Raw genomic sequence first — 18,914 nt, 5'->3', positions numbered from 1 at the left:
TTTTAAGTCTCGTACTGAAATCCGTTTCGGTATCTCTAACTGGGGATTAGTGGTCAAGGAACCTGAGCCATGAGGCAAGGGAACCAAGCTCAAATGCACTTCTAATTGAGCGAACTTACACCGTAGAGTTGGACTTGCTCATATTTACGGATTTATGCCTAGATATGCGTAGGTTTTTAGAAGCGGTGGTTCATGTTCATTCCCAAAGCAACACGGAAGGAAGTGATTCTGGATACGCTAGCCTCACTAACTCATAACCGATTCCAGAAGCGCCTCGAAAGAAACCAGGGTTGTAAACATCTTTGGGAAGCTCGGGAAACAGATAAAAACCATTGCCTTGCTTTGCCCTAGCGACAAGCCATGCAGCCTGTTTTTGTACAGTGTCCCAAAGTTCGGAATGCGATAACTTACAGGCTCCTAGTAATAGCAACTCTAGCCTACCAAAGTTACCGCAACACAGCTGGTCTAGATTATGTAAACCCAACTGTTGAGTTGTGTTTATGGCGACAGCGATTTCTTGCCGGATTTCTGCATTATCCAGAATCGCCAGTCCCCCCAAACGGGCTAAACCGATACCAGGAGCACCATGACACCAACTTACCATAAAGGAAGGCTTTTCCTTACCAAGAGCAAGAGTTTCTACAATTGGCCAATTTCCAGCACTGGCAGAAAATACACTGCGTCCAAAGGCAATTGCTTCCTCTGCGGCTTCTAGAAAAACCGTTTCTTGCGTAGTTTTGTACAATCGCAGTAAGGCGTAGGCAATGCCCGCCGCACCATGAGATAATCCCGTCGCTAACTTGCCTTCTAGGGTTGCCCAAGCTCTAAATCCAGAATCGCTCTTGGTGCGGTTACTTAACAGGTGATAACCTAAAGCAGTGGCTTGCTCCAGAATAGCTGGATCTGATGAAGCTTGGTACAAACTCAATAAGCCTAGTATTGCCCCTGCTGCCCCAGCTATCAGGTCAAACTTGCTATCGCTCGCAATCTTTTCTGGAGTCATTAACGAAGCTGCAAGACTGGCAATATTCAGAAGCTCAGGTTCGTCCAAAAATTGGCTGACCCGTACCAAGGTATAAACAATAGAGCCTAATCCAGTGGCTCCACCGATACCCATTTGCTTGGTAATTTTACCTAGAGAGTTTGGATCTGTGTCCTGCAAGTCTTTCTTGAGGTCTTGCAAGGCGCTCAGTGCTAAATCTCGAAATTCCGCATCACCAGTGATTTTTGCCAACGCCGCTAAAAATAAAGCGATTCCACAAACACCGTCGTACAAGTTATAGCCCAAGGGCTGAAGTTGCATCCGCTTAGCCTCAGGCAGCTCTACCATGCCAATCCAGGTAACACTATCGGCGGCGTGAATTGCCCGTTGTTGCAGTTCTTTGGCAATCTCCACTGCCTCCTGTACCAGCTGTGCTTGTGTCAAGGGAGCCGTTGCATCCAGAGCCAGAGCAGCACTAGCAGAACTGGTGAGAGCTACATTGGTCGTACCAACAGCGACTCGCGAGTAAAGAGAAGCTCGAATAATTGCAATCTGTTGGGTTAGGTCTGTATCATTAAGCTGCCGTAGACGAGAAATCATCCGGTTATAAGCAGGTTCTTTGAAATATCCCTCAATGACCAAGTCAGAATTGACCTTCAAAGCATCACTGCTTGAGTCAGCGACAAAGTACGGAATATCCATTTGTTCCAAAGCTTGTAGTTCCGCTGCCAGTATCGGCCAAGCGAGGGGTTTGCGTTCGGTTACCAACAGCGCCCGACTTAGCACATCAAGTTTAATGCTGCGGTCTACATTATGCTGTAGCAAATTTGGCTGCAGAGCTTTCTCCAGAACATCACCGTAGATTTGGCTATTGCGAAACAAAAACCGCACTTTCTGATCAGCCAAAGCAGCTAAAGGACTATCAGTTGCCAGAAGCGCTTCTCGCCGCTGTGTCAGGAACTGATACATCTGTCGAAAACCATCTACGATGTCATCAACGTAATCATTGGCTGATAGGATGATGCCGTTGAGCAAAACTGTATTGGGTTGGGTTGGCAATATGTCAGATTCATATTCCCATGCCATATTGTCAGTGTTGATATTCTTCCACCTTTGCTTTCTAACAAGAATTTCCTCGCCAACTCCCCCCAAACCACTATCGTCTATAACCTTTCCTGCTGGACCAAATTTCCAATTCGGTAGTAGTGCAGTTCGCAGCACAGAGTCGAAAAATTGTTGATTCGCCAAGTCTTGCGCCCCCAATTCCTCAGTTTTGGGGTCAATATCCCGAGCTTCCGGTTGCAAAAGGGTTTCCAAATCTACCAGCACCGGGTGTTCGCCGTTGGCGATCAGATTTTCGTTATGGCAGTCAGTCCCTTGCAGCACATGGACTAGACACAGAAGCATCCCGGCACGCTGGTAGTATCGCTGCGCTGCTGCTTCGTCTGCACAGGGCAAATGCTCTACATACTCCATCCAGCCATAGGTGGTGCAATCAATAACTTTGAGTATCTTAAACGGCAGCAGAACTTCCTGCTGATTACACCAGCTTAGTAACTGAAAATACGCCGTTTCCAAGCCTAAGCCTCTGGGTTTGTATATCAGTTTCAATCCAGAGGCAAAGGTTAAACCTATCACCGAGCGTCCTTTGTTGTGCAAATCGGAGAGCTTTAATTGAACGGCAACAACCTGACGTGTATCTTGTTGAAAGGTTTGCTGAATGGTTAGCTTGTCTGATGCCAATCGCTGGAGAAATTCAGCTTTTTCCTCTACCCAGAAATTCATCGCCGTCGCCACCAATCGCGCTAAGACGCTATACTTCTGGAAAAAAGACAACAGCTTGTTTGTTTTCAGGTCGCTGATAAAGATTTGATACTGCTGATTAGAACCTAAGCCTTGTTGTTGTCCCTGTAAAAGGGTAAAAGTAGATTGCTTAAGCGCTTTAAATAGTGAAAATTCAACCTGTAAAGCCTGGGCGCAAAGAGACGCTAACTGTACTAACAACTGACGTTCTAGACGTATTTGAACGTCTTCGGATAGCAGTTGCCAACTGGAACCAACTTGTAAAAGGAGCTTCTGTCGCGCCACGTACACAAAGGGCAAATAAAGTTCTTCAAAGGGAATGGGCTTTTCGGTATCCAGACAGCGATAGGCGCTTGCACAGGCTGTTTCCCAGTCTGTATTCAAAACTTCTTGCAAAGTTTCTGTCCAAACAGGTAAATTGTTTGGCTCGGCAAGGCGGACTTCCCCGAGAAGAGTAGCGACATCGCTAGAATCTACACCATCCCAGACAAGGCGTTTGGCAAATTTTTCTAGGTTGCCTTTTGCAGCACCTTGACACCACGCTTGCCAGCGGGAGCTAATTAACTGGGAGTTAACTTTTGCCTCATTAGGAATAAATTGCTTGCCCAATCTTTCAGTGAGAGTACTAGCTTGCTCCACTATTGCGATTAAATCTTGCTGTGAAACTTCCATCTAAGTTACTACCCTCTAAAACGTTTAGTTTTATTCACACCTTGACACTTCAAGAAAACCTGTTCACAAATTAATTTTAAAAATAAGGTATACACCTTTTAGTTGGCAATTCCCAAATCTTAGGTAAGACTATCATTTTTCTAGATTTTACTTCACCAGATTATTACTATTATTTTTTTAGAAAGTATCGAAGAAATGAGAATTGCGCTTTATTTTTCATCTCGATATTGTAGTTATTGTCAATCAAAAGTTGACAATGAACAACATCTACAAAGGAGAACTGAAAATGCAAGAAGAACTGAAAATGCAAGAAGAACTGAAAAAAGTCCTTGCTAACTCAGATCAAGCTGTGCCAACTGAAAAACTATCTGATGAACAGCTAGAGACAGTGGCAGGTGGTGTCCTCAAATGTGTTAATAGTACTAGATCTTACGCCAACCAGTGCGTTAATATTACTGCCTATTACAACGCCAATGACTTAGTGTAATCTGAAGTGAATTCCGCCACTAATTAGCCGTAAATCGTCATCTTTATAACCCAGTAAGTTTGGATTCATATCCAAACTTACTGGGTTATATCACATTTTAAAAATTAAAAAAAGAATTTTATTGAAGCACTACATAGTAAGCTAAAAGTGCTTTATTCTCGACAATTACTAATAAAATGTAACTTTGGTACTGCGCTTTTTGCTTAATTGTGGTTTCTAATGTTAAGTGCAAAAATTCAGTTTAAAAGTTGTATAAAAGGTATTTATTAAAGGCGATTAATCCCTCATAATAATCGACAAAGTAATTTTCGTTTGGTAGTCGATAACCCTACGAAACTTCTCTATAAAACCATTATATCGGCAGTGAGCGCGACGACGAATACTATACTTGCTACCCTCTAAAACGTTTACTTTTCTTCAGACATTGACACTTAAATAAAACCTGTTTGTAAATTACTTTTCAAACTAAGATATACACCTTTTAGTTGACAATGTCAAAATCTTAGGTAAGACTATCATTTTTTTGATATTTTACTTCACCAGGTTATTACTATTATTTTCTTAGTAACTGTCGAAGAAATGAGAATTGCGCTTTATTTTTCATCTCGATATTGTAGTTATTGTCAATCAAAAGTTGACAATGAACAACATCTACAAAGGAGAACTGAAAATGCAAGAAGAACTGAAAATGCAAGAAGAACTGAAAAAAGTCCTTGCTAACTCAGATCAAGCTGTGCCAACTGAAAAACTATCTGATGAACAGCTAGAGACAGTGGCAGGTGGTGTCCTCAAATGTGTTAATAGTACTAGATCTTACGCCAACCAGTGCGTTAATATTACTGCCTATTACAACGCCAATGACTTAGTGTAATCTGAAGTGAATTCCGCCACTAATTAGCCGTAAATCGTCATTTTTATAACCCAGTAAACTTTAGTATTCAACTAGGTTTACTGGGTTAAAATACGTAGAAAATGTATTTTTTAAAGGTAATAAAGCCCTTATGACAATTGACAAATTAATTTTCGTATGGGAGTCGATAACTTTATGAAACTTCTCTACAAAACCATTACATCAGCAGCGATCGCGACGACAACTGCCCTCAGTTGCCTAGCGGTAAAAGCAGAAGCCTCGACTTTAGGATTTGGGCAAAGCTCTACCAGTAACGTTGGGTTGACTACCAGTCAAGGTGTTGCAGCCATGAATGCCGACATTGCTCGAGAACGTTATGGTGTTGATGGCAGCGGTGTTCTAATAGGTGTCATTTCCGACAGCTTTAATAATCTAGGTGGGGCAGAGTCCGATGTCGCCAGCGGTGACTTGCCATCAGGCATTCAAGTCCTACGGGATTTTCCTGGTGGTGGCGGCGATGAAGCTCGTGCCCTCATGCAATTGATTTATGATGTGGCTCCCGGTGCCAACTTTGCATTCCACACGCCATACCCGTCAGCAACCTCGAATCCATCTGAATACGCTAATGCCATTCTTTCACTGGCAGACGCGGGGGCTAATATTATCGTATCCGATGTGGGGGATGTCTTTAGTCCTATGTTCCAGGACGGAATTGTTGCACAGGCTGTTGACAGTGTAGTGTCTAGACCTGGTGCCGCTGCTGTCTCCTATTTCGCCGCAGCTGGTAACAGCGGTCGTAGGAGTTATGAAAGCCCGTTTAATCCTAGTGGTGTGATTGAACCGGTCAAGGGAGGCGAGTTACATGATTTTGACCCCGGATCTGGAGTAGATACGTTTCAGAGCATCACGATTCCTTCTGGTGCTGGAGTTAGCCTGTTTTTCCAGTGGGACTCATCTTTTGCCTCGGTCAATGGTGATGGTGCGACAAACGATCTCGATATTTTCTTATATGACAGTACTGGTACTAATGTATTGGCTAGCAGTACTGAGTCTAATATTGGCAACGACCCGGTAGAATTATTATCCTTCTTGAACACAGAACCAACAAGTGAATTTAACCTGGCGTTCTCAAAAAATACTGGCTCTGACCCCGATTTGATGAAATACGTGGTACTAGGAGGAGGTAGAAATTTTAGGATTAACGAGTTTGATACTGCTAGCAGCACTATTTATGGAATTCAGAATGCCGAGGGAGCTATGGCAGTTGGGGCGGCTTCTTATCTTGAAACCCCAGCGTTTGGCACAGATCCAGCTCGCTTACGGTTTTTCTCTTCAGCTGGAGGTACACCAATCTTGTTTGATACAGAGGGCAACCGCTTGGCAACTCCCGAAATTCGCAGAAAGCCTGAAATTGTAGCTCCCGACGGCGGTAACACCACTTTCTTTGGAGCGGACATTCCTGAAGATCCAGACGATTATCCCAACTTCCCTGGCACGTCAGGAGCAGTCGCCCATGCGGCGGCAGTGGCAGCTCTAATGCTGGAAGCCAATCCCAGCCTATCTCCTGCCGAAATTTACAAAATCCTGGAAGAAACTGCCCTCGATATGGACGATCCAAGCACCCCAGAATTTGACGTAGGATTTGACTTTGCCACTGGATACGGATTGATTCAAGCCGATCGCGCAGTCAGTCGAGCCAAGAAATCTGTTCCCGAAACCTCTTCAGCTTTAGCTGTATTGGCGTTGGGTGCTTTAGGTATCGTTTCTGTGCGGAAGCGCAAGGCGAACGGGAGCAACGCGATTTTGTAACCCACATTCCGCAGGTGCGATCGCTTAAGTAGGTCAACCTTAAAAAACATAAAACAAACCTAACCCCCCAGCCCCATTCCCTATAAGGTCCGCTTGAGAGTCAAAGCCTCTCCCCTACTAGGGGAGAGGAATGGAAGCGAGGTCTCATGCCCACGAACACTTTTGCAAGAAGTCTACTAAACAGTGGTATGTGGGCTAGATTGAACGCACCCCAACTAAACTTCGTTATAGTTTTTTTATACATGTGTAGCTAACCCTACCTAAACTTGCGTTATAGGTAGGGACTGCGCTCAACATTTCTGTTCAATGCGAGATGCGTTTCGCCAGGCTTGGGGTGTCATTCCGAAGCTTTGGCGAAATTGACGAAAGAAAGATGCTGCATAGCGATAGCCTAGTGCCTCAGCAATTTGCTCAACTGACTGGTCAGTCTCTAGGAGCAAAGAACATGCTGCGACCATCCGGCGCTTGACAATCCAGCTATGCAGTGTATCTCCCGTCCGGCGTCGCATTAAGTCAGTTAAGTAAGTAGCAGAGTAACCAACTGCCTGGGCTACGTCGCACACGTTAATCGGTTGGTGATAATTTGCCTCAATGTAGTCGAAGACCTTACTTAGCTGGGAGACAGAAGGAAATATCGACTGAGGGTCTGTCGATTTCCCATTCTCAGCATGAGGTGGTTCTGGGACTGGCTGTGACTGAGAAGCATACCACTGCTTGAGGGCTGCTTGTTTTTCCAGTCGGGTTGCGATCGCTCTGAGTAATTCGTCTATTGTACAAGACTTAATTAGATAGTCATCTGCTCCCAACTCCATGCCTTTGCGGATGTTAGCCCAATTCACTTGGTCAGTGACAAAAATCAAGGGGATAATCGCTGTGGCTGGTTTTTGGCGTAGCGCCCTTAGGACATCGTAACCATCGAGTTCGGGCATCATTATTTCGCTGATGATCAAATCGGGTAACTCAAGTTGTGCCCTACGGACACCGATAAAGCCGTTTTCAGCACCCGAACAGTAGAAACCTTTTACTTTAAGCGATTCTAGAAAAAGGTTTCGAGTTGAAGCTCTATTATCAATTACCAAAATTTTTTTCATAAAACCTCGCGGGAAGTATGGAAACGCAGCAGTATGTGTTTTGACATAGAAACACATACGTCATAGGCGGGCTGGGAGGAAATACGACACGGTGTCTTTAGGCACCTTAACAGTTATCAGTCATCAGTTATCAGTTACCAGTTAATCCCCATGAATGAATGAGCGGGGATTTTAAGGCGGAATAACTTTTCTTTTTTCCACAAATCAATTTGGGGGCTTGCACCATCTTGTGAACAGTGAAAAGTGCTTCCGTTATCTGATAACTGTTCACTGTTCACTGCAGAGCGCTCTTCGGTCATATATCTTTGTGTTATCTTGGAAACACGGTGAAATGAGCACAACGCAGGGAGTTGACTCGCTCAGTTGGCTTTGCTAGTAACCGAGTGGTAGTAGCGAGTACCCACGAAAAATGAGTTATGGGGTGCGGAGGTGAGTACACCTTCAAAGAACCGTAACCGCGCCTGAAATTCCGCAAACGACATGAGTGAGTACTTGTATTACTAGTAGTGTCGGGAGGGGGATAAAGCCCCTAGCCTAAAGGCTAGGCGAATGGTTACAGTTTCCTCTGCCATCAAAACACTAGGTTTTGGAAAATCCAAAGGTGTATAGTAGACTTCTTGCAAAAGTCGCCGCTGGCATGGGACAAGTATGTTACAACTCTTTTCAGATGAATGCACCACATTGCAAGACCACGGATAGGACTTACGCATTGACAGAAAGTTGACTATGTGAATTCAAGCCCACCTTCTGCTTAAGGTGTTCCAGTATGAAATCACGAGCCACTTGAACAGACAAATTTTTCTGGACTTCATAGCAGTTTTCAATTAACTCTATAGCCTAACGGCTACGCGCTCGTTGCAAAGCGTCCCGTGAGGGATACGCGAACGGCTCGCATTAACGGTTGTGTTGCAAAAACTTTTTCAGGGTATGAAACCCCGATTGAAAGGTAATGTTTCATACATATAATCCAAAGATTTGGGCAAAAAATTTTACTTGACTAACAACGTCCCCTTTTTTCACACCTTAGACTTGACGCTTGCGAATCATATGCATCATTTCATAACCAATGAGTGTTCTTCTCACTGTCTGAAATGATTTAAATCCTAGTCCTGGTTTGACTAATCGTTTGATAAATCTATGATCTTGCTCAGGGCAAACGCATCTAAATTACTCTTGACAAAAATCTTGATTAATGTGTCAACAAAAGAATCAGAATTTATCGTTTGAGTGATTTTCGCGCGTGTCAAAGCGATTGCCCAAAGGGCACTCCGCTACGAGTGCAGTCGCCTAAAATCTTGTCAATAAGTAGACGAAGACTGCGATTATTTTGAGCTTTTTTGAGATTTAGACTTTCTTATTGACAAAATGGGTTTGCCCTGTGATCTTGCTCAATATTATTATTATTCAAATACTTGACTTGTCGTAATTCACACCCGTTAGGCAAGATTTCTTCTTTTTTAAGTTGATCAATCGTAGGTGGATAAGCAGCGTTTTTATCCACATTAATCACTCGTGGAGTCCGGTTGTTGCCAGCCTTCAAAGCCTTACGGAAAAATCGCTCGGCCGCACATGCATCTCGTTTGGCGCTTAACATAAAGTCTTAGGTTAACGGATTCAAGAAGTTGCTATGCCCGAAGGGCACGCTTCGCGCTCTGTGGCGGGCGCGAAGCCGTGCCTCTACGCTTTATCTTGTTGGTATTCATCTAAAACCCTATGTGTTTAGGGAATTTGTGAAAATGGATATTTTGTATTAACCATAAGCTAGTTATTTGAATAGTTGCCCATTTTGACCTCCTTACAATTATTGACACAGACTAAAGATTGGGTGAACGACGGGTTGTGTTGCAAGAAATTAGAAAAACACTACCCGTAGTACCTTTGTAAGTTAAAACTTTACTAATGGTGTTTTAAGTATTAATACTTTTTTAAAGGTATTAACCAAAGTATTAACCTTTGAATTAATTCCAATTAATTCCCATTCAAAACTGTTTGTCGAAAGTTAAAGAGTATTTGCGTTTCATCGCTGTCTGTACCTATCAAGCAGATAACAAAAAAATAAGCATCAAACTGCTTGTTAGTATCTCAAATCATAACTTGAAATCCCTTATGGAATAAATGTATCATAGATGACATATATTTTTTTTTAATATTATTGATGAAAGAAAAAATAGATTTGCTTTTTCAAATCGAGTTACTTATATTAATTGATTCAATAAATGCGTTTTTTACTGTGTTAATTTTGTTGATTTTCCTTGTTTTCTAAAATTTTTATAAAACTAAATTCTGTCTATTGTGTTTAATGTTACTATTCCTTTTTAGATTTATTTAATGAAAAATTAAGTATCTGCCGATACAGCAGTAGATATTTTTTGATGCGCTATAAGAATCAAAATTAATTTAAAGCCCTTATTCAGTAGCCCTTATAGAGCGTATTGATTGCTAATCAAAATTATTAAAATAATCAATCAGAAGTTAAAAAAATAAAAATTATGAACTGGTATTTTGGTAGTATCGGAGTGATAAAAAAAGCTAGATAGCAGACCGGATAAGCTTTGTAGGGCCTAAAATTTGCAAATTGACAAACTAAACACAATGTGTTTAATCACGACAAATAATCTGTTAAGCTAAAGCACAAATAAGCTTGCATATTGAAATTTGTTCAAATTCTTGTGGGGTGGGCATCTGGTCATTGGTGTCAACTTAACGTTCAAAGGCTTATCTCACGTTGATGTACCCCACACGCCCTTCGGGTTCGCCAGTTCCCTACGGCGGGAAACCCGCCTTCAGGACTGGACTCACCAGTCGCCTGGGTCGGGAAACCCTCCTGCATAGCGCTGGCTCCCCTTAATCCCCTCCCCGATGCCTTGGGGAACTCGGGGCCCCCTCTGGGGATTAGGGGCAGGGAGGTTTTGGCGCAAGGCAAAACCGGGGTGGAGTGAAGCGAGAATTGTGTGCCTGTATAAGGGCATGATGTAACGTAATTACAAAGTTTTCAGCTTTAAGTTGACACCAATGGCATCTGGTCTCCCCAGATAATGCAAGTTAAATGTGGAACAGCTTACTCGACAGCATAAGAAAGCGCTCTGGCATTGAAAATTTTCTGTAACCGGAATGATAAAGATTGCTTTAGCGACTATTGACAGGCGACACAATCAAACCATCCTTAACGTGGATGACTCGCTGAGTTTGAGCAGCAACATCAGCCTCATGGGTAACGATAACAATCGTGATACCTTGGTTGTTCAAATCAGTCAGCAACTCCATCACTTCCTGGGAAGTCTGGCTATCTAATGCTCCTGTTGGTTCATCCGCCAGCACCAAAGCGGGACGATTGACCAAAGCGCGGGCGATCGCCACCCGTTGCTGTTGTCCGCCAGAAAGTTGATTGGGGCGGTTGTGCAGCCGTTCTGCCAGTCCGACTCTGGTAAGGGCTTCTATTGCCCGTTTGCGTCGTTTCTGTTTAGGAACGCCAGCATAGACCATCGGCAGCATAACGTTTTCAACGGCAGTAGCGCGAGGCAGTAAGTTGAATTGCTGAAAGACAAAGCCAAGCCGCTGATTCCGAATATATGCTAATTCGTCATTATCTAAAGTTGTGAGATTCCGACCTTCTAAAACGTAGTGTCCACTGGTTGGGCGGTCGAGACAGCCTATGATGTTCATCAGGGTAGACTTGCCAGAACCAGACATTCCCATGATGGCAACATATTCTCCTTCCTCAATCGTCAGGTTAATACCCTTAAGAATCGGTACCGCCGTATCGCCCAAGCGGTAGGTTTTGGTAATGCCTTCCATCCAAATCATGGTTGCCATCTTTAGTCACTCCGTAAAAGTTAAAGCGAGTAGGGGGAGAAATCAATTCAAAATTCAAAATTCATAAGGTACGGCATTAGGAGTCTCTTCCTCATCTTCCTCATCTTCCTCATCTCCCTCATCTCCCTCATCTGCCTCATCTCCCTCATCCCCCTCATCTCCCTCACTCCCTTCCTCAGTCACTCCGTAAAGCAGCGATGGGGTCAAGTCGGGCGGCGTTGCGGGCTGGAATCACCCCTGCTACCAGCCCAGTCACTAACGAAAATCCAAATCCGGCAATGATTGACCAAAAAGACACAACAAACGGAAATTTAAATATGTTAGCTGCTGCCAAGGCAAGGCAAATACCAAATCCAATACCAATCACTCCACCCACAATAGCAACCACGACTGCTTCAGTGAGAAATTGGCTCAAAATCGCGTTGTAGGTCGCTCCTACGGCTTTGCGAATGCCAATTTCTCGGGTTCTCTCCACAACCGAAACCAGCATGATGTTTGCAATACCAATCCCCCCAACAACTAGAGAAATACCTGCGATCGCCCCAACTAAAATTGTAAACAATCCTACAACACTGCTGAAAGTGTTGATAATGTCAACTTGATTGATGATGCGAAAGTCGTCTGGCTGTGGCGGGTAGATATTATGCCTAATGCGGAGTAAGTTCGTTACCTGAAACTGGGCGGCGTCAAGCTGCGCCTCGTTCTGAGCTTTTAACCATAAACCATTAATAGCAGTGCCGTTAAGAGCATTATTGCCGACAATTCGCGCAGACATATTCGTAAGAGGAATATACATTTGGTCATCTACGTTCTGTGCGCCTGCTGCTCCCTTCGATTCCATCACGCCAATAACTTTGTAGCGTCCGTTCTGAATGCGAATATCAGAACCAATAGCAGATGAGCCAACACCAAATAAATCATCGCGCACTTTACTACCTAGCACGACAACAGGATTAGCGTTGTCTAAGTCCTCCTGAGTAAAGTACTGTCCTTCTTGGGGGTGAATATTTTTCACATCTGGGTAATTCAAATCAGTTCCCAGTACTTGTGTGGATATGTTCTGTCCTGCATAAACGACCTGTACCGCACGTTGTAGATAGGCGGTGACAGACTGGGCAGCAGTAACCTGTTGGGAAACAGCTTGGGCATCTTCCCATGTTAGCGTTGATGCAGAACCAAAACCCTGGCTGATACCTCCAGAACGTGCCGCTCCTGCCAGTACCAGTATAACATTCGAGCCTAAAGCTTGAATCTGCTGCTCAGTAGCTTTCTGGATACCTTGCCCCACAGAAGTAACAGCAATTACAGAAGATATACCGATAATCACCCCCAACATCGTCAGCCCTGTGCGGAGGCGATTACTCCACATGGCTTCTACTGCCATTGACAGGATTTCAACTAACGAGACTTTCGTTGGGCGAATAGATTTTACCATAGTATGACCATTTTTGAATTCAAAGTATACCTACGGCACGCACTTTACAAAATTCAGAGAAATAGTTTTAATTACAGCGCAATTCAATTGGATGAAGTACAAATTCATCTGTGTTTATCTGTGTCCATCTGTGGTTCCATAATTCTTTGATGTATTACACCCAGTTGCAAACCCTTTCTAACGCATACGCCTTGGTTGTCCCCCGAAGGGCGTCATACCACGGGGTGTACCATTACCTTGAGGACGCGCCCCTGGCGGGAAAGTGAGCATCACTCGCTCTCCCTCACTTAGCCCAGAACGAACTACCGTTTTATTCCCCACTGTCACCCCAGTTGTAATTGGTCGGAATCTGGGTCTTCTATTGTTTTCTTCCCCTGTTAGCACCATCACTCCACTGGCATTTTCCTGGCGGACAATAGCAACTGTGGGAATCACCAGCGCGTTATCTAACTTTCCAACATTAAAATCCACGTTGACATTCATCCCCGCCCGCAGAAGATTTTCTGGATCAGAAAGGGACGATTTGACTTCAAAATTTGTCACATTCTGCTCTACAGTCGATTGAGCAGCAACCTGGACGACCTTTCCTGTAAATTTTTTATCCGGGTAAGCATCTGCCTGGATAGTCACTGTCTGTCCCACTTTAATTTGAGAGATATTCGTTTCAGCCACTTTTGCCGTCACCTGATTTTGAGACGCTAATGCCAGGATAGAAGAAGAAGTTGCCGAAGTCACCTCGCTTCCTGCTGTTGTGGGAGTCACAAATGCACCAGGATCAGCAAACTTACGCGTGACAAGTCCAGTGAAGGGGGCGCGAATCACTGTATCATTAATTTGTGCCTTAATTGTCTGCAAACTCCCCTCGGCTGATACGACTTGGGCACGCGCCTGGTCAATTTCCTCTGGTCGAGAACCATTGTTGAGTTTAGCAAGTTCCTGCCTTGCCGCAGCAAGACTCGCTTTTACCTGTTCCAAATTATCTCTGGCGTTGCGCTGTTCGGTCAAAGCTTCGTCCAAGGTATCGCGAGCAACTGCTCCTTCCTGCGTGGGAGCCTGTAACCGCTTCACCCGTGCCGTTGCCAAATCTAACCGAGATTGCGCTTGGATGAGCTGTGCTTGATTGTTTCTGACGTCAGCTTGTGCCTTCGCAATGTCTTCAGAACGGCTACCCGCCAGCACCAACCGCAGATTTGCTTGGGCATTTTCCAGTTGCCCTTTAGCCTGAGTGAGTTGCCCTCGCAGGTTTGAGTCATCCATATACGCTAAGAGTTGTCCTTGTTGGACGCGATCGCCCTCTTTAACAAGCAGTTGCTTCAACACGCCCGACGTTTTTGGACTAAGGTTTATTGAGCGTTCAGGCTTAACGTTGCCATTTGCCGAAATAGTCACAGGAAGATTAGTCCGCTCAACAACAGCCGTCTGTATCCGACGTTGCCGTTCTTGACGCTGTGTCATCATGAACTGCTGTGTTCCTAAGTAGCCTCCTCCACCCAAAAGACCCAAAATCAGCAGTCCTACAAGCCACTTTGGTATTTTGATTTGCTTCAAATCTTTTACAGAACTGGTTTTTTTCCAGGACTGCGAATTTTTTGCTAAATCGGATATTTCCTCTATTTCTGCCATATGCTTTGAAAATCTCGTGTGATACGTCGGCTCCAAAGATTCTTTAGGTTCTAAATTTTAACTAAAAATTAAGGAAACCCCCAATCCTTTATTTTGAAGGAACTGGGGGAACTGGAGCATGAAACATGTCATAATTGATAATTCGTAATTCCTATCAACAACTCTATTACGAATATCATTTGCGCCTAAACTGGCGAATCTTTTCCAATTGCTCTGGTGTCAAAACAGTCTGTATCCGTTCCTCAGAAGATTTCCTGATTTCCTGAATTTTGGATATCTGTTCATCTGAGAGATTGAGTTGGGCAGTTGGCGCTTGTCTGTTTCCTGTGCGGGGTGCTTGGGATGCATTAGCTCTGAGTTGCTCACGCTGTTGGGGGGTGAGAACGTTTTCTATTTGGGAGCGAGTCTGTTGTCCTATTTGCTGAAGTTGGGATTTTTGCTCTGCAGTGAGGTTGAGTTCTGCCGCACCCATTCTGGAGTTATTTGGTTCAGCCTGTACAACTGCGGGTGTAGCTGTGATGGCAATTGCTGCAATCCCTGCAATGAATACACTAGGTTTAAATTTCATAATAACTCCACTCATGTCTCAACTCTCGTTGCTGCTGATTGCAACATCCCTATCGTAGGTGGTTACCCTCATAGACTATATGAAGCAAAAGTCCCAAACATATTGGGACAAAAGTAACGATTAATTTGTGACTTTTGTCATACTCTTTACCCGAGTAAAATAGGATAGCAAGCGCTGGTATCGAAACCATACATAAAATACCGTAGAAAGCAGTTTAAAAGTTCCACCATATTTGTTTGCTGTGCACAGTCAGATGTCCCGTTCTCTCCCTTCCCTGCGCTTATTACTTTACCTGGAATGGCTGTTATTGGGCATGAGTCTCTTAGCAGGATTGCTAATTCCCCCCATCTACCCATCCCAAGCTTCTCCGTGGTTGACTCTCCTGAGCATTGTTGTGTTTGGGGTCATGGGTTTAAGATTACCAAGGAGCTCTTTCAGTCACAAAGTTATCTACACGGCAGTGGAATTAGCAATTGTTTTGCTGCCAGCTTTTACAAACAGTCATCTTCGCTTTGCTCCCCTGCTTGGTTTAATTGCGGTCATTCGCAGTTGCCAAATGTTCAAGTTACAGGGTCGCTTGATTGTTGCAAGTCTAGTATACGTATCATATCTCTACATAGTATTTTTGCGAAGTCGAACCACTGTTTTATTCAGAATGCATGTAGGACAGGAAAGACCGTTTGCGGAACAAATTGCGACTAATACAGCCAATTTGCTACTGAACAACGCGATTTCTTTTGCTTTGACGTTAACTTTTGTATTGCTGTTAGTTAATGCTGTGCTATCAGAACGCAGAAGTCGGCAAGAACTGGCAATTGCCCATGAGCAGCTACGCCAGTATGCTTTGCGAATTGAAAACCAAGCAACTCTACAAGAGCGCAACCGCATTGCCCGTGAAATTCATGACTCCTTAGGACATGCGCTAACTGCTCAGACTATTCAGCTAGAGAATGCTTTGTTATTGTTGCCGTCAAATGTTGATCAAGCCACAGACTTTCTCAAACAAGCAAAACAGTTAGCATACCAAGCATTGCAGGAAGTCTCTCGTTCTGTGGCAACCCTCAGAGCCGATCCGTTGCGCGGAAAGTCACTAGAAAATGCAATTCATAACCTTATCCGAGACTTTAGCAGCGCGACAACCTTGACACCAGACTGCAAAATTAGCCTTGGATATCCTGTCACTCCTGAGGTGGGTACTGCTATCTATCGCATCCTGCAAGAAGCACTGACTAACATATCCAAACATAGCGAAGCGACTCAAGTGATGCTGCAGCTGCACTCCCAAGACCGAAAGCTACACCTGCTAGTGGAAGACAACGGCAAAGGCTTTTATCCAGAACAAAACACAACAGGTTTCGGACTTCAAGGAATGCGAGAACGAGCGACTGCACTAGGAGGAAGCTTTCATATCATCAGCGAACCCCAAAAGGGATGCCGAATTCAGGTAAACATACCAATAATAGATTATACTATAGTAAACTCTGAACCTGCAACAAAAATCTAAAATCCAAAAACCAAAATCTTATGATTCGTCTGTTGCTGGTAGACGACCAAATCATTATTCGTCAGGGACTCAAAAACCTTCTAGAATCAAAACCAGATTTGCAGGTGGTTGGAGATGCCCAGAACGGTCAACTTGCAATTGAAGCCGTGGAGGCGCTGTACAGAACGTCATTGCAACCAGACGTGGTGCTGATGGATGTCAGAATGCCTGTGATGGATGGGGTTGCAGCAACTCGGTTGATTTGCCAGCGTTTTCCAGAAATACACGTTTTGGTGCTGACGACATTTGATGATGATGAATACGTTTCGCAGGCTATGCGTCATGGGGCGAGAGGTTATCTTTTGAAGCATACCCCGCTTGAGGAATTGGCGATCGCCATTCGAGCTGTGCATCAAGGCTACACCCATATGGGACCAGGACTGTTTGAAAAAGCTTTGACAACCCCTCAGATATCTGATTCAGTACACTCAGCTATCCCACCAGAACTAGCGCAACTGTCCCCTAGGGAAAAAGAGGTTCTGCGCTTAATTGCAATGGGATTGAGTAATCGCGAAATTGCCCATGTACTTTACATTAGCGATCGCACAGTTAGAAATCATGTGACGAGTATTCTCAGTCAGTTGCACCTGCGCGATCGCACTCAAGCAGCCCTGCTTGCTAGTACTTTTCTCCCACAGTTAGAAATATCATAGAAATATCAACTTATCAGTAATACAGCACATTGTTCGTGCGTGAAGTACAACACTCTTGTCTAAAAGCCGAGACACTAAGCCCTTTTTACTTCTGTAAGCGCAAAGCGCCCCCGAAGCGGGATACAAAGCAGCTAGCTTCCCGGAGGGCATATTCTAACAAATAACTGATGATTTTGCTGTAACTGATGTTCCAAGCATTTAATAAACGTAAATCGCCCCGCTTTGATCAAAGTTAAGCGTGATATCAGAAGCTGTTCTATATTTACTGGACATCTTTGGACATCGGTCAACATTTCTTGCTTCAACCTGGGGAGTCGGCTCCTTCCAGTCCACAAGCGTTAAGTTCGGGGCGAACCGACCCTACTGCATTTATTATCCGGTGCATTCGCAAGATTGATTGCCGCGTGCAAGTCTCTATCCTCTATGTGTCCACATTGGGGGCAATTAAACACACGGTCTTTTAATTTCAGTCCATTGTGTTTGTGTCCACATTTACGACACTGTTTTGAGGATGGATACCATTGGTCAACAATATCTAGTTTTGAGCCAAAGACTGACGATTTGTATTCCATCTGTCTACGGAACTCGTAAAAACCTAGATCACTGATTGCTGTCGATAACTTGCGGTTAGCAATCATGCCCGACACATTTAAGTCTTCAATCTTGATGTGGGCATATTTTTTGCAAATGCTCGTTGTTGTCTTGTTCAAAAAATCTTTGCGCTTGTCCGCAATCTGTTTATGAAAACGTGCCATTTTTTTGTAATACTTTATGGCATTGTTTGAAGCTTTTTCGCCAGTCCGTCTATCCCCGCGTCTTTTGTTGCGGTTACGACACTGAAGACGCCCTAGCTTGGTTTTCGCTATTTTATAGGGCTTTGGAGCTTCAACTTCGGTTCCATCGCTGATTGTGGCAAACGTCTTTACACCTAAGTCAATTCCTACAGCTTGGACGACTTCATGCATAACAGGTGGTATCCGTTCAGCATTCACAGCAAAAGAGACATACCATGCGTCAGCTTCACGAGATATCGTAAACGTCTGACTGATATAACTTTCTTTTAGCGGTTCAGTAAGTCGAAAAGTGCCAAGAGTAGGGATTTTGATAAATTTACCCGACTTAACCAACACCGAGCCGTTGCTGTCGTAAACAGTAAAAGACTGCTTATTATGCTTTGTTTTGCGAGTCGGTGCAAAGGCAATTCCTTTGCGCCATCTGCTAAATGCTGCTTGCAAGTCTTGTAACGCTGACTGGTAAACCTTAGATGACATGGTATTCATCCAAGCAAATTCAGCACGTTTCTTGGTGATATTGGTCAAGCACTTTTTGATAGCTTGTATTCGTTTGCTATCCGATGCTTTTAGTGAAGCGTCTACTGATTGCCAAAACAGGTCAAGCCCGTCATTGTACACTAATCGAGAAAAACCTGCATGTTGTGCCATCAAGCTTTGCTCTTGCTTATTCAGTTTTAGGCGTCGCTTAATTGCAAACATTAGTTTTTCTCGCTTAGGCTATACTTATTGTAACGCAATATTGGTTACTAATATGGGTAAATACAATTTAAATGTGAGAATTTCTGAACAAG

The 18,914-nt window shown here is 44.0% G+C and carries 13 protein-coding genes and 2 pseudogenes; 5 read left to right on the top strand and 10 right to left on the bottom strand.

All coding sequences use genetic code 11. The features are described 5' to 3' along the window. Nucleotides 1-196: 196 nt before the first annotated feature. A complete protein-coding gene (locus ACM0OZ_RS10290; protein ID WP_414582706.1) occupies nt 197-3,457 on the bottom strand; it encodes a type 2 lanthipeptide synthetase LanM family protein in 3,261 nt (1,086 codons plus the stop codon). Nucleotides 3,458-3,713: 256 nt separating this feature from the next. Between ACM0OZ_RS10290 and ACM0OZ_RS10285 the strand changes: the two genes are divergently transcribed. The 3 genes from ACM0OZ_RS10285 (at nt 3,714) to ACM0OZ_RS10275 (ending at nt 6,603) form a co-directional block, all read left to right on the top strand. After that, entirely contained in the window at nt 3,714-3,944 is a 231-nt protein-coding gene (locus ACM0OZ_RS10285) for a hypothetical protein (protein ID WP_414582705.1), read from the top strand. A 640-nt stretch (nt 3,945-4,584) separates the two neighbouring features. Continuing rightward, nucleotides 4,585-4,815, top strand: coding sequence for a hypothetical protein (locus ACM0OZ_RS10280; protein WP_414582705.1), 231 nt, complete (start codon nt 4,585-4,587; stop codon nt 4,813-4,815). A 174-nt stretch (nt 4,816-4,989) separates the two neighbouring features. Then, nucleotides 4,990-6,603 (top strand): S8 family peptidase, encoded by a 1,614-nt coding sequence (locus ACM0OZ_RS10275; RefSeq protein WP_414582704.1) that lies wholly within the window; start codon nt 4,990-4,992, stop codon nt 6,601-6,603. 290 nt (nt 6,604-6,893) lie between these two features. Here ACM0OZ_RS10275 and ACM0OZ_RS10270 read toward each other — a convergent pair whose 3' ends face one another. The 8 genes and pseudogenes from ACM0OZ_RS10270 to ACM0OZ_RS10235 all read right to left on the bottom strand — a co-directional run bounded on the left by ACM0OZ_RS10270 (nt 6,894) and on the right by ACM0OZ_RS10235 (nt 15,133). After that, nucleotides 6,894-7,694, bottom strand: a complete 801-nt coding sequence (locus ACM0OZ_RS10270) for a helix-turn-helix domain-containing protein (RefSeq protein ID WP_414582702.1) — start codon at nt 7,692-7,694, stop codon at nt 6,894-6,896. A 1,023-nt stretch (nt 7,695-8,717) separates the two neighbouring features. Then, nucleotides 8,718-8,843 (bottom strand): annotated as a pseudogene (locus ACM0OZ_RS10265) (DDE-type integrase/transposase/recombinase); the annotation flags it as partial. Nucleotides 8,844-9,069: 226 nt separating this feature from the next. Then, nucleotides 9,070-9,294 (bottom strand): annotated as a pseudogene (locus tag ACM0OZ_RS10260) (DDE-type integrase/transposase/recombinase); the annotation flags it as partial. 1,526 nt (nt 9,295-10,820) lie between these two features. Beyond that, nucleotides 10,821-11,507: an ABC transporter ATP-binding protein gene (locus tag ACM0OZ_RS10255; protein WP_414582701.1), complete on the bottom strand. Its 687-nt coding sequence runs from the start codon at nt 11,505-11,507 to the stop codon at nt 10,821-10,823. Nucleotides 11,508-11,561: 54 nt separating this feature from the next. Then, complete coding sequence (locus ACM0OZ_RS10250; protein ID WP_414582700.1) at nt 11,562-11,690, bottom strand: hypothetical protein; 129 nt, start codon at nt 11,688-11,690, stop codon at nt 11,562-11,564. After that, on the bottom strand, nt 11,683-12,942 hold the full coding sequence (locus tag ACM0OZ_RS10245) for an ABC transporter permease (RefSeq protein WP_414582699.1): 1,260 nt from the start codon (nt 12,940-12,942) through the stop codon (nt 11,683-11,685). The genes ACM0OZ_RS10250 and ACM0OZ_RS10245 overlap by 8 nt, the downstream gene beginning before the upstream one ends. 177 nt (nt 12,943-13,119) lie before the next feature. After that, nucleotides 13,120-14,565 (bottom strand): efflux RND transporter periplasmic adaptor subunit, encoded by a 1,446-nt coding sequence (locus ACM0OZ_RS10240; RefSeq protein WP_414582698.1) that lies wholly within the window; start codon nt 14,563-14,565, stop codon nt 13,120-13,122. A gap of 175 nt (nt 14,566-14,740) precedes the next feature. Then, nucleotides 14,741-15,133: a P pilus assembly/Cpx signaling pathway, periplasmic inhibitor/zinc-resistance associated protein gene (locus tag ACM0OZ_RS10235; protein ID WP_414582697.1), complete on the bottom strand. Its 393-nt coding sequence runs from the start codon at nt 15,131-15,133 to the stop codon at nt 14,741-14,743. Between the two features lie 253 nt (nt 15,134-15,386). Between ACM0OZ_RS10235 and ACM0OZ_RS10230 the strand changes: the two genes are divergently transcribed. Together ACM0OZ_RS10230 and ACM0OZ_RS10225 are read left to right on the top strand one after the other, a co-directional pair. Further along, nucleotides 15,387-16,637: a sensor histidine kinase gene (locus tag ACM0OZ_RS10230; RefSeq protein ID WP_414582696.1), complete on the top strand. Its 1,251-nt coding sequence runs from the start codon at nt 15,387-15,389 to the stop codon at nt 16,635-16,637. Between the two features lie 20 nt (nt 16,638-16,657). After that, nucleotides 16,658-17,329, top strand: a complete 672-nt coding sequence (locus ACM0OZ_RS10225; protein ID WP_414582695.1) for a response regulator — start codon at nt 16,658-16,660, stop codon at nt 17,327-17,329. A gap of 338 nt (nt 17,330-17,667) precedes the next feature. Here the strand turns inward: ACM0OZ_RS10225 and ACM0OZ_RS10220 are convergent, their stop codons facing one another. Then, the gene (locus tag ACM0OZ_RS10220) at nt 17,668-18,822 is read right to left on the bottom strand and encodes an RNA-guided endonuclease InsQ/TnpB family protein (protein WP_414582694.1); all 1,155 of its coding nucleotides are present in this window, start codon (nt 18,820-18,822) and stop codon (nt 17,668-17,670) included. Between the last annotated feature and the right edge of the window lie 92 nt (nt 18,823-18,914).

Source organism: Scytonema sp. PCC 10023 (genome assembly GCF_963920835.1).
Taxonomy (GTDB): Bacteria; Cyanobacteriota; Cyanobacteriia; order Cyanobacteriales; family Nostocaceae; genus Kalymmatonema.
Note: the sequence above shows the minus strand (reverse complement) of the source record. Positions and strands in the feature narration are given on the sequence as shown.

What these genes read in the sequence shown, in the direction of transcription:
- ACM0OZ_RS10240 (WP_414582698.1), bottom strand. Translation starts at nt 14,565, where the DNA reads ATGGCAGAAATAGAGGAAATATCCGATTTAGCAAAAAATTCGCAGTCC.
- ACM0OZ_RS10230 (WP_414582696.1), top strand. Translation starts at nt 15,387, where the DNA reads ATGTCCCGTTCTCTCCCTTCCCTGCGCTTATTACTTTACCTGGAATGG.
- ACM0OZ_RS10255 (WP_414582701.1), bottom strand. Translation starts at nt 11,507, where the DNA reads ATGGCAACCATGATTTGGATGGAAGGCATTACCAAAACCTACCGCTTG.
- ACM0OZ_RS10270 (WP_414582702.1), bottom strand. Translation starts at nt 7,694, where the DNA reads ATGAAAAAAATTTTGGTAATTGATAATAGAGCTTCAACTCGAAACCTT.
- ACM0OZ_RS10285 (WP_414582705.1), top strand. Translation starts at nt 3,714, where the DNA reads ATGAACAACATCTACAAAGGAGAACTGAAAATGCAAGAAGAACTGAAA.
- ACM0OZ_RS10235 (WP_414582697.1), bottom strand. Translation starts at nt 15,133, where the DNA reads ATGAAATTTAAACCTAGTGTATTCATTGCAGGGATTGCAGCAATTGCC.
- ACM0OZ_RS10280 (WP_414582705.1), top strand. Translation starts at nt 4,585, where the DNA reads ATGAACAACATCTACAAAGGAGAACTGAAAATGCAAGAAGAACTGAAA.
- ACM0OZ_RS10275 (WP_414582704.1), top strand. Translation starts at nt 4,990, where the DNA reads ATGAAACTTCTCTACAAAACCATTACATCAGCAGCGATCGCGACGACA.
- ACM0OZ_RS10225 (WP_414582695.1), top strand. Translation starts at nt 16,658, where the DNA reads ATGATTCGTCTGTTGCTGGTAGACGACCAAATCATTATTCGTCAGGGA.
- ACM0OZ_RS10245 (WP_414582699.1), bottom strand. Translation starts at nt 12,942, where the DNA reads ATGGTAAAATCTATTCGCCCAACGAAAGTCTCGTTAGTTGAAATCCTG.
- ACM0OZ_RS10220 (WP_414582694.1), bottom strand. Translation starts at nt 18,822, where the DNA reads ATGTTTGCAATTAAGCGACGCCTAAAACTGAATAAGCAAGAGCAAAGC.
- ACM0OZ_RS10290 (WP_414582706.1), bottom strand. Translation starts at nt 3,457, where the DNA reads ATGGAAGTTTCACAGCAAGATTTAATCGCAATAGTGGAGCAAGCTAGT.